Consider the following 17,132-nt stretch of genomic DNA (forward strand, 5'->3'; position numbering starts at 1 on the left):
GAGACGTGCCACGTGGTGACGGTCGACTCAATCACGATCTGCTTCCCGGCGAGAAGGGCCCCCAGGACGCTTGCGGCGTCTTCGGTGTCTGGGCTCCGGGCGAAGAGGTCGCAAAGCTCACGTACTTCGGGCTCTACGCCCTCCAGCATCGGGGCCAGGAATCCGCGGGAATCGCGGTCAGCAACGGCTCCCAGATCCTCGTCTTCAAGGACATGGGCCTGGTGTCCCAGGTCTTCGACGAGACCTCCCTCGGTTCGCTCCAGGGTCACATCGCGGTCGGTCACGCCCGCTACTCGACCACCGGTGCCTCCGTGTGGGAGAACGCCCAGCCGACGTTCCGTGCCACCGCGCAGGGCTCCATCGCGCTCGGGCACAACGGCAACCTCGTCAACACCGCCCAGCTCGCCGGACTGGTCGCCGACCTGCCCAAGCAGGACGGCCGCTCCACCCGGGTCGCGGCGACCAACGACACCGACCTGATCACCGCGCTGCTCGCGGGACAGGTCGACGAGGACGGCAAGCCGCTGACCGTCGAGGAGGCGGCCGGCAAGGTGCTGCCCCAGGTGCGCGGTGCCTTCTCCCTCGTCTTCATGGACGAGCACACCCTCTACGCCGCCCGTGACCCGCAGGGCATCCGCCCGCTGGTCCTCGGCCGTCTGGAGCGCGGCTGGGTGGTCGCCTCCGAGTCCGCCGCCCTCGACATCTGCGGGGCCAGCTTCGTCCGCGAGATCGAGCCGGGCGAGTTCGTCGCCATCGACGAGAACGGCCTGCGTACCTCGCGATTCGCAGAAGCGAAGCCCAAGGGCTGCGTCTTCGAGTACGTGTACCTGGCCCGCCCGGACACCGACATCGCCGGTCGGAACGTCTACCTCTCGCGGGTCGAGATGGGCCGCAAGCTGGCGAAGGAGGCCCCCGCGGAGGCCGACCTCGTCATAGCGACCCCGGAATCCGGCACCCCGGCCGCGATCGGGTACGCCGAGGCCTCCGGCATCCCCTTCGGCAACGGCCTGGTCAAGAACGCCTACGTCGGCCGGACCTTCATCCAGCCCTCGCAGACCATTCGCCAGCTGGGCATCCGCCTGAAGCTGAACCCGCTCAAGGAAGTCATCAAGGGCAAGCGGCTGGTCGTCGTCGACGACTCCATCGTCCGCGGCAACACCCAGCGGGCCCTGGTCCGCATGCTCCGCGAGGCCGGCGCCGCCGAGATCCACATCCGGATCTCGTCCCCGCCGGTGAAGTGGCCCTGCTTCTTCGGCATCGACTTCGCCACCCGCGCCGAGCTCATCGCCAACGGCATGAGCGTCGAGGAGATCGGCACCTCCATGGGCGCCGACTCCCTGGCGTACATCTCCATCGACGGCATGATCGAGGCGACCACCATCGCCAAGCCGAACCTGTGCCGCGCCTGCTTCGACGGCGAGTACCCGATGGAGCTCCCCGACCCCGAGCTGCTCGGCAAGCAGCTCCTGGAGACCGAGCTGGCCGCCGGGCCCGCCGGTACGGCCGCCGCCGACGCCATCCGTCGCCCGTAGCCGTCCCGTCCGCTCCCTGGCCCCACCGCCGTACGACACGAAGGTTCACATCGTCATGCCTGACACAACTGGTGCCAGCTACGCAGCCGCCGGAGTCGACATCGAGGCGGGCGACCGCGCCGTCGAGCTCATGAAGGAATGGGTCAAGAAGACGCGGCGCCCCGAGGTCCTCGGCGGCCTCGGCGGCTTCGCCGGCCTCTTCGACGCCTCCGCCCTCAAGAACTACGAGCGCCCGCTGCTCGCCTCCGCCACCGACGGTGTCGGCACGAAGGTCGACATCGCCCGGCAGCTCGGCGTGTACGACACCATCGGCCACGACCTGGTCGCGATGGTCATGGACGACATCGTGGTGTGCGGCGCCGAGCCGCTGTTCATGACCGACTACATCTGCGTCGGCAAGGTCCACCCCGAGCGGGTCGCCGCGATCGTCAAGGGCATCGCCGAAGGCTGTGTGCTGGCCGGATGCGCCCTGGTGGGCGGCGAGACGGCCGAGCACCCCGGCCTGCTGGGCCCGGACGACTTCGACGTCGCCGGCGCCGGTACGGGCGTCGTGGAGGCCGACCGGCTGCTCGGCCCGGATCGCATCCGTACGGGTGACGCGGTGATCGCCATGGCGTCCTCCGGGCTTCACTCGAACGGGTACTCGCTCGTCCGCCACGTCCTGCTGAACGAGGGCGGCCTGGCGCTCGACGCCCACCTGGACGGCCTCGGCCGCACCCTCGGCGAGGAGCTGCTGGAGCCGACCAAGATCTACTCCCTGGACTGCCTGGCCCTCATGCGCACCGCCGAGGTCCACGCCTTCAGCCACGTCACCGGCGGCGGCCTCGCGGCCAACCTGGCCCGGGTGATCCCCGACGGTCTGCACGCCGTGGTCGACCGCTCCACCTGGACCCCGGGCGCGATCTTCGACCTCGTCGGCCGGACCGGCGACGTCGAGCGCCTGGAGCTGGAGAGGACGCTGAACATGGGCGTGGGCATGATCGCAATCGTGCCCGAGGAGTCCACGGACGTGGCCCTGACCGCCCTCGCCGACCGCGGCGTGGACGCCTGGGTGGCCGGCGAGATCACGGACCGGGGGGACCGCGAGACGGGCGCGGCGATGGTCGGCGACTACGCCGCCTGAGCCGCCGCGGGCAGCACAGAACCCGGCCGGTGACAGACATCACCGACCGGGTTGGTGTTCAGTGCGAGGTCAAGCGCCGCGTCGCTGTTGGGACGAGGACTGGCCGTCCTCGTCCTCGTCGTCGTCCTCATAGAGGTCGGCGTACTTCGCGTACACGTCGTCCTCCTGCTCATCATCCTCGAATGGCCCGCCGTTAGGCGGTTGTGCATTCGACGGCGATGCGCCCAGCTCCTCGGCCAGGCGGGAGAGATCAGTCCCACCGCTGTTGTACTTCAGCTGGCGGGCGACCTTCGTCTGCTTGGCCTTGGCCCGGCCGCGCCCCATGGCTCGACCCCCTCAACGACGGGGCTCGACGGCCCCAGAGTCTTGACACGCGTTCATGGTCCGGAACGGGCTCTCCGTGGAGAGACCGGTCCGTAGGGCTTCCACGGTACCTGAGCCCACGCCCATACGGTACGTCGCCCGCAGCACGTGGCCTGCCCAGGACCGGCGAGGCGCCCCGTCCTCGCTGGTCAACCGCGATTTTAACCACCTTTCGGCGGTCGACCCGCCGGGATAAGTGAGAGTTCTCTCCAACTGCCCCCCGACGGGTACCCGTCAAACCCGCGCAGACCCTGCCGGGCCGGCGCCGTACGACCGCGGGATCACCGCCTGGTACGGGCCTCGGCCATCCGCTGCTCGGCGATCCGGTCGGCCGCGGCGGCCGGCGGAATGCCGTCCTCATTCGCACGTGCGAATATGGCCAGCGTGGTGTCGAAGATCTTCGCGGCCTTCGCCTTGCACCGGTCGAAGTCGAAGCCGTGCAGCTCGTCGGCGACCTGGATGACACCGCCGGCGTTCACCACGTAGTCGGGCGCGTAGAGGATCCCGCGGTCGGCGAGGTCCTTCTCCACGCCCGGGTGGGCGAGCTGGTTGTTGGCCGCGCCGCACACCACCCTGGCGGTCAGCACCGGCACCGTCTCGTCGTTGAGCGCCCCGCCGAGCGCGCAGGGCGCGTAGATGTCCAGGTTCTCCACCCGGATCAGCGCGTCGGTGTCGGCGACGGCGACCACCGAGGGGTGCCGCTCGGTGAGGGCCCGCACGACGTCCTTGCGCACGTCGGTCACCACCACGTGCGCGCCCTCGGCGAGCAGGTGCTCGACGAGGTGGTGGCCGACCTTGCCGACGCCCGCGATGCCGACGGTGCGGTCGCGCAGCGTCGGGTCCCCCCACAGGTGCTGGGCGGAGGCCCGCATGCCCTGGTAGACGCCGAAGGCGGTGAGCACGGAGGAGTCGCCGGCGCCGCCGTTCTCGGGGGAGCGCCCGGTGGTCCACTGGCATTCGCGGGCCACGACGTCCATGTCGGCCACGTAGGTGCCGACGTCGCAGGCGGTGACGTACCGGCCGCCGAGCGAGGCGACGAACCGGCCGTAGGCGAGGAGCAGTTCCTCGCTCTTGATCTGCTCCGGGTCGCCGATGATCACGGCCTTGCCGCCGCCGTGGTCGAGACCGGCCATGGCGTTCTTGTACGACATCCCGCGCGCGAGGTTCAGCGCGTCGGCGACGGCCTCCGCCTCACTCGCGTACGGGTAGAAGCGGGTGCCGCCGAGGGCGGGGCCCAGGTCGGTGGAGTGGAGGGCGATGACGGCCTTGAGGCCGCTGGCACGGTCCTGGCAGAGCACGACTTGCTCATGACCCCCCTGGTCCGAGTGGAACAGGGTGTGCAGTACATCAGCAGGTGCGCCGGTTACGTCGGTCACGGTGGTGACTCCTGTGTAGGTGCGGCGATGGGTGGCAGTCTCCGTGCGGGTGGCGGGGACTGTGGCACGAGATTAGAGCCTGGCGGTGCCCGCCCGCCGCACAGTGCTCAGGATCACCTCCGCACGGAGTACGGCCGTGGGACGATTCGCAGAGATTCTCGCGCGTTCGTGATCCGTTACGACGGATTTCCACAGGTTTTCGCGGCGGTGCGCGGGGGAGGGAGCAGGCGTGCCCAAGGTGTCCTCGGTGATCGTCCCGTACGCGGCGTACCTGCGCGTGTACGAGCCGCTGGTGGCCTTCCCCGACGAGGAGCGCGCCCACTGGACCCGCTACGCCCGCCGCACCGACCGGCCCTCGTACCAGGACGAGCTGCGCCGGTCCCTGGCCGACCTGCTGCCCACTCCACCCGTCGCGGTGCCGGTGCACGAGAGCGCGGACGCCTTCGTGACCGAGGTGGACGGCGTGGTCTGCGTGTGTCCCTGGCGGACCCGGCTGCGCGGCTGGCAGGCCCTCGGCGACGTGGCCGAGGACTTCCCCGAGCCGGTCCTGGACGCCCTGATCCCGCCGGTCGTACGGCGCCAGAGCGCGCAGGACTACGAGCGCTGGCTGGAACGCAATCCGGACGCCCGGCCCTGGATCCGCACGGCCACCTGGCAGGTGCCGATCAACTGGTTCGTGCTGGTCTCCGACGCGGAGCGGGAGTACGAGGAGGGTGGCGACGACGAGGGCGCCGCCGCGCCGGTGCTGCGCTACCGCACGCCCATGGTGCAGGCCCGCCGGCGGGTGGCGCGGGGGCTGCGGGCCCTGCGGGAGGCCGTGGACGAGGGTCCGCTCGTCGACGGCCTGGTGGATGTGGGGCGCTGGCTGGAGGAGTTCCACCCGCGGTCCCTGGTCGAGTTGGACTACGGCGGGCTGGTGCACGCGGTGCCGGCGGGCGAGTTGGCGGCGGACCACTCCGCGGCGGACGTGGCCGAGGGGATCGAGGCGCTGCGCCACGGCGACGGGGCCACCGCGGGGGCGGCCTACGGACGGCTGGTGAAGCGCTGGCGGGCGGTCCGGGACCGGCGGTCGGCGAACTGACGTTTGACGTACCGCCCGATGTGAGGTTTCGTCTTCCGCTCCGACACGTGTTCGGTGTGGGCTGATCTCCCGCCGACAAAGGACGTAGGTCCCGATCCGGGCGTATGCGTCAAGCGTGACGGACCGCACGTACATCACTCTTGCGCCGCTTCCCCCTCCTCGTGCCAAAATAGGACAAGGAGCCCGGGGAGGGCTCCTTCCGTCCTGCCGTGATGCACTGTGGGCGGAATCTCCGCATTGCACGCTTTGGGGGGTCTGATGACAGGTCTGGTGACCCCTGAGCGCCCTGTGACTGATCGTCACAGTGGCGTGACTGTCCGCTATGGCATGGTCCATCGGCTTCCGTCGCTGATGAACACCTGGGAGGGCAATTCCATCGGTTTGGCCGACGCGGCTGGACAGATGGTGTAGTTGTAGTGCCGAGGACAAGCCGTTCGTCCTATAACCGACTCGACTCGCGTCCGCCATTTCGGGCAACGCGGGTCAAGGTGCAGAATTTAGAGGAATGAACCGAGAAGGTTCGGTTCTCCCGAGGAGGCCGCTCATGACCGCTCGCACCCCTGATGCCGAGCCGCTGCTGACCCCGGCTGAGGTCGCCACCATGTTCCGCGTCGACCCCAAGACGGTCACGCGCTGGGCGAAGGCCGGCAAGCTCACGTCGATCCGCACGCTCGGCGGGCATCGCCGCTACCGCGAAGCCGAGGTCCGCGCTCTGCTCGCGGGCATTCCGCAGCAGCGCAGCGAGGCCTGAACAACCGAATAACCGGGCAGAACGGCAGGTCCCCCAACCTGCCGAGGCGCCCGGACGCAGCATCGTGCGACGCCCTCCCTGCCCCAACAGGGGTGCGTCGTTGATCGCGCTGGACTCCGCCGGGTCCAGCGCGATTTTTTTTTGTGTGCCCTCCCGTGCCGGCCGGTGGCCGCCCGGGCCGCTTCTGTGCGCGGGCTTGTCGGACTCTGGGGAGGGCTGTCGGATCGGCTGTGCGGGTACTGCGGGAGCTGGTGCAATTGCACATATTAAATTGACCAGTTGTAGGAGAGTCGTAAGGAGCACCGGTCCAAAAATTTATGCGGTGACACCCGTCACACGGTGCGCCGGTTGTTGGGCCGGGCGCCGGTGCGCTATTGGAGGCGTGGCCTCCACGAGGTCGGCGGGGCAAGGGCGTTGAGGGGCCCGGGGCTCACGCCGTGGAAGCGCTCTCGTCCTCGACGCCCTCTTGACGGCCGGCCGGGGACTGTGGCGCCGGCGAGTCCAGCGCCAGCCGCAACAGCCGGTGGCAGATGGGGCAGTGGCGCGTCAGGTGGCCGTACGACGACGCGGCCGACAGGTGCGCGCGGAGCAGGGCCCGCGTCTCGTGCCTGACCGATGCCGCCATACGCCACCTCCAGGGGCCGCACGAGGGTGGGGCCCTGTCTTTGGAGTACCGAGCGAATGTGACGCCGTCAAGGCCGCGAGAGGGCCGCTGAGAGCCGCTGAGGGCTTCTGGTGGCCGCTGGGCCTCCCGGGGCTCCTGGTGCCCTCCAGGGGCGGCCCGCGGCGAACGGAAGAAGCCCCGCACCGATCGCTCGGTGCGGGGCTTTCACTGCGGTCCTGACGGGATTTGAACCCGCGGCCTCCACCTTGACAGGGTGGCGAGCACTCCAAACTGCTCCACAGGACCAGGTTTCGCGGCGCTTCTGCTGCGTTGCGCTGCGAGAAGAGACTGTACAGGAGGGTGGGCCCCCGGTCGAACTCACCCTCCGTACCGGCTCGCTCACGGCTTCGTCACGGTGCCAGCGCGTCGATCGCCTTCACGATCCGCTTGTCGGAGACGGGGTACGCCGTGCCCAGCGCGTGCGCGAAATAGCTGACCCGGAGCTCCTCGATCATCCAGCGGACGTCCAGGACCTGCTGCGGCACCGGCCGGCCCTGCGGCATCTGCTCCAGCAACCAGGCGTACTCGTCGCGCATCTCGTGGACCTTCTCCATGCGGGAGGTGTCCCGCTGCACACCGGTCGGCATCTGCTGGAGCCGCCGGTCCGCGGCGACCAGATAGCGCATCAGGTCCGGCAGCCGCCTGATGCCCGCCTCGGTGACGAAGCCGGGCTTCACCAGCGCGTCCAGCTGCGTCCGCACGTCCTGGAGGTTCGCCAGCAGCGCGGGGCTGCGCACCGCCTTCAGGCGGCGTTCGCAGGCCTGCCAGGCCGCCAGCACCTGCTGCACCTGGCCCACGGTGCGCACCGTCGTGTCGACGATCTCCGCGCGGACCTTGTCGTAGAGCTTCCGGTACGACTCCTCGTCCCACGCCGGGCCGCCGAAGTCCGCGATCAGCTTGTCCGCCGCCGCCATGGCGCAGTCGTCGAACAGCGCCTGGATCGAGCCGTGCGGGTTCGCGGACAGGCCCAGCTTCTGCTGGTTGGTCAGCTTCTCGGACGCGAACTTCGCCGGATTGACCGGGATGTTGCGCAGGATCAGCCGGCGGGTGCCCTTCCACATCGCCTGCGCCTGCTCGGCCTCGGTGTCGAAGAGCCGGACGGAGACGGTGTTCGCCTTCGCCCCGTCGTCCACCAGTGCCGGATACGCCTTGACCGGCTGCCCGGCCCGGCGGGTCTCGAAGACCCGGGTCAGCGTGCCGATCGTCCAGTCCGTCAGACCGGAGCGCTCCAGCGACTCACCGCCGCTGCGCTCCGCGGTGGCCGCCGCGGCCTGCGAGAGCGCCTTGCGCGCCTTCGGGCGCAGCCGGAGCTTCAGCGCCTCCAGGTCCTTGTCCTCGGCCAGCTTGCGGCGGCGCTCGTCGACGATCCGGAACGTGATCTTCAGATGGTCGGGGACCTTCGCCCAGTCGAAGTCCTCGGCGTCGAACGGGACTCCCACCATGCGCTTCAGCTCCCGCGCCATGGTCACCGTCAGCGGCTCCTGGAGCGGCACGGCACGGTCGAGGAAGGCCTGGGCGAAGTTCGGTGCCGGCACGTAGTTGCGGCGCACCGGCTTGGGCAGGGAGCGGATCAGCTCCGTGACCACCTGCTCGCGCAGGCCCGGGATCTGCCAGTCGAAGCCCTCGTCCGTGACCTGGTTGAGCACCTGGAGCGGCACGTGGACGGTCACGCCGTCGGCGTCGGCCCCCGGCTCGAACTGGTACGTCACCCGGAACTTCAGCGGCCCCTGCCGCCAGGAGTCCGGATAGTCGTCCTTGGTGACCGCACCCGCCTTCTCGTTGATGAGCATCTCGCGCTCGAAGTCGAGGAAGTCGGGCTGCTCGTGCCGCTTGTGCTTCCACCACGAGTCGAAGTGCGCACCCGAGACGACGTGTTCGGGCACCCGCTGGTCGTAGAAGTCGTACAGCGTCTCGTCGTCGACCAGGATGTCCCGGCGCCGCGCGCGGTGCTCCAGCTCCTCGACCTCGGTCAGCAGCCTGCGGTTGTCCGCGAAGAACTTGTGGTGGGTGCGCCAGTCGCCCTCCACCAGGGCGTTGCGGATGAACAGCTCGCGGCTGACCTCGGGGTCGATCCGCCCGTAGTTCACCTTGCGCTGCGCCACGATCGGCACGCCGTACAGCGTGACCTTCTCGTACGCCATCACCGCCGCCTGGTCCTTCTCCCAGTGCGGCTCGCTGTAGGTGCGCTTGAGGAGGTGCCCGGCGAGCGGCTCGACCCACTCCGGTTCGATCTTCGCGTTGACGCGGGCCCACAGCCGGGAGGTCTCCACCAGCTCGGCGGACATCACGAACCGCGGCGGTTTCTTGAAGAGCGCAGAACCCGGGAAGATCGCGAACTTGGCGTTCCGGGCGCCCAGGTACTCGTTCTTCCCCGTGCTCCTGCCGCCCTCCGAGCCGGAGTCCTTGACGTCCTTCATGCCGACGTGGGAGAGCAGACCCGCGAGCAGCGACACGTGCACGCGGTCGTCGGGCGCGGCGTCGTCGGCGTCGTTGAGGTGGATCCCCATCTGCTTGGCGACCGTGCGCAGCTGCGTGTAGATGTCCTGCCACTCGCGGATGCGCAGGAAGTTGAGGTACTCCTGCTTGCACATCCGGCGGAAGGACGAGGAACCGCGCTCCTTCTGCTGCTCGCGCACATAGCGCCACAGGTTCAGGAACGCGAGGAAGTCGCTGGTCTCGTCCTTGAAGCGGGCGTGCTGCTGGTCGGCCTGCGCCTGCTTCTCCGCCGGGCGCTCCCGCGGATCCTGGATGGACAGGGCCGCCGCTATGACCATGACCTCGCGGACACAGCCGTTCTTGTCCGCCTCCAGCACCATCCGGGCCAGCCGCGGGTCGACGGGCAGCTGGGCGAGCTTGCGGCCGGTGTCGGTCAGTCGCTTGCGCGCGTCCTTCTGCGCCGGGTCGAGCGCGCCGAGCTCCTGGAGCAGCTGCACACCGTCGCGGATGTTGCGGTGGTCCGGGGGGTCGATGAAGGGGAACTTCTCGATGTCGCCGAGGCCGGCCGCGGTCATCTGCAGGATGACGGAGGCCAGGTTCGTCCGCAGGATCTCGGCGTCCGTGAACTCCGGGCGCGCCTCGAAGTCGTCCTCGGAGTACAGCCGGACGCAGATGCCGTCGGAGGTACGGCCGCAGCGGCCCTTGCGCTGGTTGGCGCTGGCCTGCGAGATCGGCTCGATGGGCAGCCGCTGCACCTTGGTGCGGTGGCTGTAGCGGGAGATGCGGGCGAAGCCGGGGTCGATGACGTACTTGATGCCGGGGACGGTGAGGGAGGTCTCGGCGACGTTGGTCGCGAGAACGATCCTGCGCCCGGTGTGCTGCTGGAACACCCGGTGCTGCTCGGCGTGCGACAGCCGCGCGTAGAGCGGCAGCACCTCGGTGAATTTGTACTTCTTCTTCTCCAGCGCGTCCGCCGTGTCCCGGATCTCCCGCTCGCCGGAGAGGAAGACGAGGATGTCGCCCTTGCCCTCGCCCATCAGCTCCTCGACGGCGTCGGTGATCGCCGTGATCTGGTCCCGGTCGGCGTCGTCGCCGTCCTCCTCCAGAAGCGGCCGGTACCGCACCTCGACGGGATACGTCCGCCCGCTGACCTCGACGATCGGAGCGTCGCCGAAGTGCCGGGAGAAGCGCTCGGGGTCGATGGTCGCCGAGGTGATGACGACCTTGAGGTCGGGGCGCTTGGGCAGCAGCTGGGCGAGGTAGCCCAGCAGGAAGTCGATGTTGAGGGACCGCTCGTGGGCCTCGTCGATGATGATCGTGTCGTAGGCGCGCAGCTCGCGGTCGGTCTGGATCTCGGCGAGCAGGATGCCGTCCGTCATCAGCTTGATGAAGGTGGACTGCGGGTTGACCTGGTCGGTGAAGCGGACCTTCCAGCCGACGGTCTCCCCGAGCGGGGTGTCCAGCTCGTCCGCGACCCGCTCGGCGACGGTGCGCGCGGCGATCCGGCGGGGCTGGGTGTGCCCGATCATGCCGCGGACGCCACGGCCCAGCTCGACACAGATCTTCGGGATCTGGGTGGTCTTGCCGGAGCCCGTCTCGCCGGCGACGATCACGACCTGGTGATCACGGATGGCCGCCGCGATCTCGTCCTTCTTCTGGCTGACCGGGAGCTGCTCGGGGTAGCTGACGGCCGGGACGCGTGCCCGGCGTTCACCGATGCGTTCTTCGGCCCTGGCCACCTCCGTCTCGATCTCGGCGAGGACGGCGGCGCGGGCCTCCGGCTTACGGATCTTCCGCGCACCCTCCAGCCTGCGGCCGAGCCGGTGCGCGTCGCGCAGCGACAGCTCGGTCAGCCGGGGGGCGAGGGTGCCGAGGGCGGGAGCAGGGTGCGTAGACATACGGGTTCCAGGATCGCATCCTCGGGAAAAACCTGGCGAACGATTTCCGCCCGGGCAACACAGAACCCCCGTCGATGATCTCGACGGGGGTTGTATGTGGCTGGGGCCGGGGTCGAACCGGCGACCTATCGCTTTTCAGGCGATCGCTCGTACCAACTGAGCTACCCAGCCGCGAGGTTTCACGTGAAACCTCAGCGGTCCTGACGGGATTTGAACCCGCGGCCTCCACCTTGACAGGGTGGCGAGCACTCCAAACTGCTCCACAGGACCAAGCTTCGTACGACAGTGTCGCACATGTACTGCGTGCCCCCAACGGGATTCGAACCCGTGCTACCGCCTTGAAAGGGCGGCGTCCTAGGCCGCTAGACGATGAGGGCTATCGGCCCGCCTGGGCGCTTCGCAGCGCGTCGGGGACGTGAGAAGCATATGGGATGGCGGGAGGTATCGCCAAAACGCTTTACGGAGTGCTGGGGGCGGGGCTGTCCGGGGCGGTGGGGGACGGGCTGCTCGTGGAGGGGGAGGGGGTCGCGCCCGGCTGGTTCTCCTTGGGCAGATGGCGGCTGACCTCGGCCGTGGTCAGGCCCAGGCCGCCCAGCTCGATCTCGTCCCAGGCCTGGAGGCGCCGGGAGTCCCGGTCGAAGTAGAGGATCGAGGCCTGGATGGGGTCGGGGTACCTGCCCTCGACCGCGCGCAGGCCGCTGCCGCCCGTGGACCCCTCGACGCGCAACCGGGTGCCGTACTTCATGACCTTCATGTCCTCGTGGTGGAGGTGCCCGGCCAGGACCAGCGGTACGTCGCCGTCGACCTCCCGAGCGGCCGACGGCTCGTGGGCGACGGCCACGTCCACGGGGGTGCCGGCCGCGCTCTGGTCGCGCAGGGCGGAGGCGAGCCGGGCGCCGGCCAGCTCCTGGGACGCCTCGGCGCCGTCCGCCTCGGAGCGGTCCGGGGTGTACTGCGGGTCGCCCATGCCGGCGAAGCGCAGGCCCGCGACGTTCCGGGCGTGACCGTCGTCCAGGACGTGCACGTTCTTCAGGTGCTTCAGGTACTCCTGGGTGCCCCGGGAGTCGTGGTTGCCGCGGACCCACACGTAGGGGGCGCCGAGATCCTCGATCGGGTCCAGGAAGCCGTTCTCCGCGGCCGTGCCGTGGTCCATCGTGTCGCCGGAGTCGACGATCACGTTCACCTTGTACTGCGTCACCAGCGAGGCGATGATCTTCCAGCTCGCCGGGTTCAGGTGGATGTCCGACACGTGCAGGACGCGGATCGTGGTCGGGTCGGGCTGGTAGGCGGGGAGGGTCGAGGTGACGTCGTAGAGCTTGGTCACGTTGGTCACCAGGCGGGCCAGTTCCTTCTGGTAGACGTCGAACTCGGTCACGATGCTGCGCGCGTTGCCGACGAGGGAGGGCGCGGAGGAGAGCAGGCCGGAGAACTTCGGTTCCAGTACGGAGTCCGGGTTCCAGGTGGCGTACGCGGTGCCGCCGGAGGCGACCAGGAGGGTGAGCGCGAGGCCCCCCGCGGCGAGGGCGCGCCGGGGACGGCGGTAGACGGCGAGGCCGAGGGCGGTGGCGCCGGTGACGACGGCCACGCAGGAGCGGACGGCGAGGTCGAGGGTGCCGTGCTCGACGTCCCGGGCGACCTCGTCCTGGAGGCCGGAGAGCCGTTCGGGGTGGTCGACGAGGGCCTGGGCGCGGTCCGGGTCGAGCTGGTCCACGTTCACGTCGAGGCGGACCGGGGCGACGTGGCTGTCGAGCCGGAGGGCGCCCAGCGGCGAGACGTTGATCTTCGTACCGCCGGCCAGCGACGGGCGCAGGGTCATCGTGGTGTCCATCGGGCCGACCGGCGCCCGGACGTTGCCGACGACCAGCAGGCCCAGCCAGGCGCCGAGCAGCACCACCGCGACGAGGCCGCCCGCCCGGATCCAGGGCCGGGGGCGGGCGGCGAGTTCCGGGGTCGCGGGGGCGTAGCAGTCGCGCCGGGCGCGGTAGCGGCGGGTGAGGGCGCGCGGGGCGGTGCGGATGGGGTTCATCACCTCGGCCAGGGCGTGCAGGGCTGCGGCGGGGACGCGGACCATTGGTCCCGTATGCCCAAGTCGCGGGGCGGATATGCGGGTCGTACTCCACGGTCGTACCCGACAATGGGCCTGTGCTGGAGATGACGCGCGAGGAGTTCGAGGAACTGGTCGCCGAGGCCCTGGACCGGATCCCGCCGGAGCTGACGCGGCTGATGGACAACGTCGCGGTGTTCGTGGAGGACGAACCGCCGGCGGACGATCCCGAGCTGCTCGGGCTCTACGAGGGGACGCCGCTGACGGAGCGCGGGGAGTGGTACGCGGGCGTGCTGCCGGACCGGATCACCATCTACCGGGGGCCGACGCTGCGGTTCTGCGCGTCGCGTGAGGACGTGGTCGCCGAGACGGAGGTGACGGTCGTTCACGAGATCGCCCACCACTTCGGGATCGACGACGCGCGGCTGCATTCCCTCGGGTACGGGTGACGCGCTCGGGTCCCGCTCCGGGTCCGGGGTGACGCTCCCGGGTCCCGCTTCGGGCTCGTGGTGACGCGCTCGGGTCAAAACGGCCGCGCGGGCGCGTGTCCTCTTGTGGGTGAAGGGAGTTGGGCACGGCGACTCCTGACCCCCGGAGGTGGCCGCCCGTGCGCCCCTTGTACGTACCCGTCCGTCTGGCCGCCACGGCCATGGCCGTCGTCGCCGCCGCCGGCTGCATGAGCGTCGGCGACGACGAGCCCGGCGGGGGCGTCGGGCCGTCGCACTCCGCCGGGGAACGGGGCGGCGAGGTGCCGGAAGGCGGCCCCGCGGTCTCCGGCGGGAACGCCGGGTACGACGCGGAGGCCGGCGACGGCAGGCGCGGCAAGGGGAGGAAGGCCGAGGGCGAGGACGAGGGCGACGGCAAGGGGAAGGGCGGGAAGGGCAAGGGCAAGGACGCGTCCGCCCCGGTCCCCCCGGCCGCGCACCCGACCGGGGACCGGCCGCCGAACGGCGGGAACCACGGGCCCGTGCCCACGTGGACGCCTCCGGCGGAGCCCACCCACCCGGCCGAGCCGGACCCGACGCCGACCCAGGAACCGCCCGCCTCCCCGACCCCGGAGCCGACGGTGGCCGAGCCCTCTTCGTCGGCGCACGAGCCGCCCGGCACCCAGCTCGAACAGCGGGAGCCGGCTCCGGCGGCGGGGGCTCCGGCGTAGGACGGCGTGGCGGGGTGGGCGGGGCGGACGCCGGTGCCGGTGCGGCCGGCTCGGACGGTCGGGTGGGCCGGTTGGGTCGGGTGGGCCGATCGGGGCGGCCGGGCCGGCTGGGGCGGGCGGCGGCGAGCCGCTGAGCTGGGCTTGTGCGGCCGGTTTGCCTTCGGGGGTGGAGGGTGCGTATGGTGGTAGATCGTTTGATCCCATTTGCCCGGCGCCACCGCAGAGCGCGCCGTGTGGCGCGTACTCTCCCCCAGCCGTGGTGGACCGCATCGAGGCGGTCGTATTGCGAATCGCGATTCACGGAGTTGACGGGCGCGTGCCGACGAGAGACTCCGGAAGGTTTCGCATTCGCATGTCCATGACCAGTACTGATCACGTCGTCGTGCCCGAGAACGCCGAAGGCGCCGAGGGTGCGCCGGAGGCCGTCGAGGCCGTCGAGGCCGCCGCGACCACCGAGGCCCCGGAAGCGGCCGAGGCTCCCGAGGTGACGTTCGCCGACCTCGGTCTCCCCGAGGGCGTCGTGCGCAAGCTCGCGCAGAACGGCGTGACCACCCCCTTCCCGATCCAGGCCGCGACCATCCCGGACGCGCTGGCGGGCAAGGACATCCTCGGCCGCGGCCGCACCGGCTCCGGCAAGACCCTCTCCTTCGGTCTGCCGACCCTGGCCACGCTGGCCGGCGGCCGCACCGAGAAGCACAAGCCCCGCGCCGTCATCCTCACCCCGACCCGCGAGCTGGCCATGCAGGTGGCCGACGCCCTCCAGCCCTACGGCGACGTCCTCGGCCTGAAGATGAAGGTCGTCTGCGGCGGTACCTCCATGGGCAACCAGATCTACGCCCTGGAGCGTGGCGTCGACATCCTCGTCGCCACCCCGGGCCGGCTGCGCGACATCATCAACCGCGGCGCCTGCTCCCTGGAGAACGTGGAGATCGCGGTCCTCGACGAGGCCGACCAGATGTCCGACCTGGGCTTCATGCCCGAGGTCACCGAGCTGCTCGACCAGGTTCCGCCGGGCGGCCAGCGGATGCTCTTCTCCGCGACCATGGAGAACGAGATCAAGACCCTCGTCGACCGGTACCTGAAGGACCCGGTCAGCCACGAGGTCGACGCGGCCCAGGGCGCGGTGACGACCATGTCGCACCACATCCTGGTCGTGAAGCCCAAGGACAAGGCGCCGGTCACCGCGGCCATCGCCTCCCGCAAGGGCCGCACCATCATCTTCGTCCGCACCCAGCTGGGCGCCGACCGCGTGGCCGAGCAGCTGCGCGACGCCGGCGCCAAGGCGGACGCGCTGCACGGCGGCATGACCCAGGGCGCCCGCACCCGCACGCTGGCCGACTTCAAGGACGGCTACGTCAACGTCCTGGTCGCCACCGACGTCGCCGCGCGCGGCATCCACGTCGACGGCATCGACCTGGTCCTGAACGTGGACCCGGCCGGTGACCACAAGGACTACCTGCACCGCGCCGGCCGCACCGCCCGCGCCGGCCGCACCGGCACGGTCGTCTCGCTCTCCCTGCCGCACCAGCGCCGCCAGATCTTCCGGCTGATGGAGGACGCGGGCGTCGACGCCACGCGCCACATCATCCAGGGCGGCGCCGCCTTCGACCCGGAGGTCGCCGAGATCACCGGCGCCCGGTCGATGACCGAGGTCCAGGCCGAGTCGGCGGGCAACGCGGCGCAGCAGGCCGAGCGCGAAGTCGGCCAGCTCACCAAGGAACTGGAGCGGGCCCAGCGCCGCGCCACCGAGCTGCGCGAGGAGGCGGACCGCCTGGTCGCCAGGGTCGCGCGGGAGCGCGGCGAGGACCCGGAGACGGTCCTGGCCGAGGTGGCCGCCGCCGCGACCGAGACCGAGGTCTCGCTGCCCGAGCAGCCCGGCGCGCGGGACGTGGAGAAGACGGAGCGCACCGGCGCCGCCGGCCGCGACCGCTTCGCCGACCGGGGCGAGCGTTCCTTCGACCGTCGCGACGACCGCGGTGACCGTGGCGGCTTCCGCCGTGACGACCGCGGTGACCGGGGCGACCGCGGCGGGCGTTCCTTCGACCGCCGTGACCGCGACGACCGCGGTGGCCGTTCCTTCGACCGTCGCGACGACCGCGGTGACCGTGGCGGCTTCCGTCGCGACGACCGGGGCGACCGCGGTGACCGTGGCGGCTTCCGCCGTGACGACCGCCGTGACGACCGCGGTGGCCGTTCCTTCGAGCGTCGGGACGACCGCGGCGGGCGTTCGTTCGAGCGTCGCGACGACCGTGGCGGCTTCCGCCGTGACGACCGCGGTGACCGCGGTGACCGTGGCGGGCGTTCGTTCGAGCGTCGGGACCGTGACGACCGCGGTGGCCGCTCCTTCGAGCGTCGCGACGACCGCGGCGGACACCGGGGCAGCGACCGTCCGTTCAACCGCGACCGCCAGGGCGACCGTCCCGGCTTCCGTTCCGGCGGGCACGAGCGCCCGTACGGCCGCCGCGACGACCACCGTGGTTCGTCCTTCGGCCGCCGTGACGACAAGCCGCGCTGGAAGCGCAACGGCTGACGCCTGAAGTCCTGAGAAGCGGGGGGGGGGGGGGGGGGGCCCCCCGGGCGGGCGCGGCGGGGCGCGGGGGGGGGGGGGGGGGGGGGGGGGGGGGGGGGGGGGGACCGGCGGCGCGGGCCCGGGGGGGGGGGGGGGGGGCCCGCCCCCCCCGCGCCCCCCCCCCCCCGGGGGGGGGGTT

The 17,132-nt window shown here is 71.0% G+C and carries 12 protein-coding genes and 4 tRNA genes; 7 read left to right on the plus strand and 9 right to left on the minus strand.

Features of this window, described 5'->3' with window-relative positions; genetic code table 11:
* The first annotated feature begins 5 nt into the window (after positions 1 to 5).
* Together purF and purM are read left to right on the plus strand one after the other, a co-directional pair.
* Positions 6 to 1,532: an amidophosphoribosyltransferase gene (gene purF, locus ACIBCJ_RS12530; RefSeq protein ID WP_362106953.1), complete on the plus strand. Its 1,527-nt coding sequence runs from the start codon at positions 6 to 8 to the stop codon at positions 1,530 to 1,532.
* 55 nt (positions 1,533 to 1,587) lie between these two features.
* Positions 1,588 to 2,655 (plus strand): phosphoribosylformylglycinamidine cyclo-ligase, encoded by a 1,068-nt coding sequence (gene purM / locus ACIBCJ_RS12535; protein WP_362106950.1) that lies wholly within the window; start codon positions 1,588 to 1,590, stop codon positions 2,653 to 2,655.
* 69 nt (positions 2,656 to 2,724) lie between these two features.
* On the opposite strand, the gene ACIBCJ_RS12540 is transcribed toward purM, so the two are convergent.
* Together ACIBCJ_RS12540 and ACIBCJ_RS12545 are read right to left on the minus strand one after the other, a co-directional pair.
* Positions 2,725 to 2,979 (minus strand): DUF3073 domain-containing protein, encoded by a 255-nt coding sequence (locus tag ACIBCJ_RS12540; RefSeq protein WP_362106947.1) that lies wholly within the window; start codon positions 2,977 to 2,979, stop codon positions 2,725 to 2,727.
* A gap of 320 nt (positions 2,980 to 3,299) precedes the next feature.
* The gene (locus ACIBCJ_RS12545; protein WP_362106944.1) at positions 3,300 to 4,394 is read right to left on the minus strand and encodes a Glu/Leu/Phe/Val dehydrogenase dimerization domain-containing protein; all 1,095 of its coding nucleotides are present in this window, start codon (positions 4,392 to 4,394) and stop codon (positions 3,300 to 3,302) included.
* A 229-nt stretch (positions 4,395 to 4,623) separates the two neighbouring features.
* On the opposite strand from ACIBCJ_RS12545, the gene ACIBCJ_RS12550 reads away from it, so the two are divergent.
* Positions 4,624 to 5,475: a hypothetical protein gene (locus tag ACIBCJ_RS12550; RefSeq protein ID WP_365979605.1), complete on the plus strand. Its 852-nt coding sequence runs from the start codon at positions 4,624 to 4,626 to the stop codon at positions 5,473 to 5,475.
* A gap of 544 nt (positions 5,476 to 6,019) precedes the next feature.
* Positions 6,020 to 6,226, plus strand: a complete 207-nt coding sequence (bldC, locus tag ACIBCJ_RS12555; RefSeq protein WP_003949541.1) for a developmental transcriptional regulator BldC — start codon at positions 6,020 to 6,022, stop codon at positions 6,224 to 6,226.
* 430 nt (positions 6,227 to 6,656) lie between these two features.
* Here the strand turns inward: bldC and ACIBCJ_RS12560 are convergent, their stop codons facing one another.
* From ACIBCJ_RS12560 to ACIBCJ_RS12590, 7 genes are all read right to left on the minus strand, one after another.
* Positions 6,657 to 6,851: a DUF6274 family protein gene (locus ACIBCJ_RS12560; protein ID WP_362106936.1), complete on the minus strand. Its 195-nt coding sequence runs from the start codon at positions 6,849 to 6,851 to the stop codon at positions 6,657 to 6,659.
* Positions 6,852 to 7,061: 210 nt separating this feature from the next.
* Positions 7,062 to 7,136 (minus strand) — tRNA-Asp (locus tag ACIBCJ_RS12565).
* 104 nt (positions 7,137 to 7,240) lie between these two features.
* Positions 7,241 to 11,224, minus strand: coding sequence for an ATP-dependent RNA helicase HrpA (gene hrpA / locus ACIBCJ_RS12570; protein WP_362106933.1), 3,984 nt, complete (start codon positions 11,222 to 11,224; stop codon positions 7,241 to 7,243).
* A 97-nt stretch (positions 11,225 to 11,321) separates the two neighbouring features.
* A tRNA-Phe gene (locus ACIBCJ_RS12575) sits at positions 11,322 to 11,395 on the minus strand.
* A gap of 24 nt (positions 11,396 to 11,419) precedes the next feature.
* Positions 11,420 to 11,494 (minus strand) — tRNA-Asp (locus ACIBCJ_RS12580).
* Between the two features lie 34 nt (positions 11,495 to 11,528).
* Positions 11,529 to 11,601, minus strand: a tRNA-Glu gene (locus ACIBCJ_RS12585).
* Between the two features lie 80 nt (positions 11,602 to 11,681).
* Positions 11,682 to 13,295: a metallophosphoesterase gene (locus ACIBCJ_RS12590; protein WP_365979606.1), complete on the minus strand. Its 1,614-nt coding sequence runs from the start codon at positions 13,293 to 13,295 to the stop codon at positions 11,682 to 11,684.
* Positions 13,296 to 13,366: 71 nt separating this feature from the next.
* On the opposite strand from ACIBCJ_RS12590, the gene ACIBCJ_RS12595 reads away from it, so the two are divergent.
* The 3 genes from ACIBCJ_RS12595 (at position 13,367) to ACIBCJ_RS12605 (ending at position 16,954) form a co-directional block, all read left to right on the plus strand.
* Positions 13,367 to 13,717, plus strand: coding sequence for a metallopeptidase family protein (locus ACIBCJ_RS12595; RefSeq protein WP_133889865.1), 351 nt, complete (start codon positions 13,367 to 13,369; stop codon positions 13,715 to 13,717).
* 158 nt (positions 13,718 to 13,875) lie between these two features.
* On the plus strand, positions 13,876 to 14,424 hold the full coding sequence (locus ACIBCJ_RS12600; protein WP_365979607.1) for a hypothetical protein: 549 nt from the start codon (positions 13,876 to 13,878) through the stop codon (positions 14,422 to 14,424).
* A 352-nt stretch (positions 14,425 to 14,776) separates the two neighbouring features.
* Positions 14,777 to 16,954, plus strand: a complete 2,178-nt coding sequence (locus ACIBCJ_RS12605; RefSeq protein WP_365979608.1) for a DEAD/DEAH box helicase — start codon at positions 14,777 to 14,779, stop codon at positions 16,952 to 16,954.
* Positions 16,955 to 17,132 lie beyond the last annotated feature (178 nt).

The sequence above is a fragment of the Streptomyces sp. NPDC051136 genome (assembly GCF_044455745.1).
Lineage (GTDB): Bacteria > Actinomycetota > Actinomycetes > Streptomycetales > Streptomycetaceae > Streptomyces.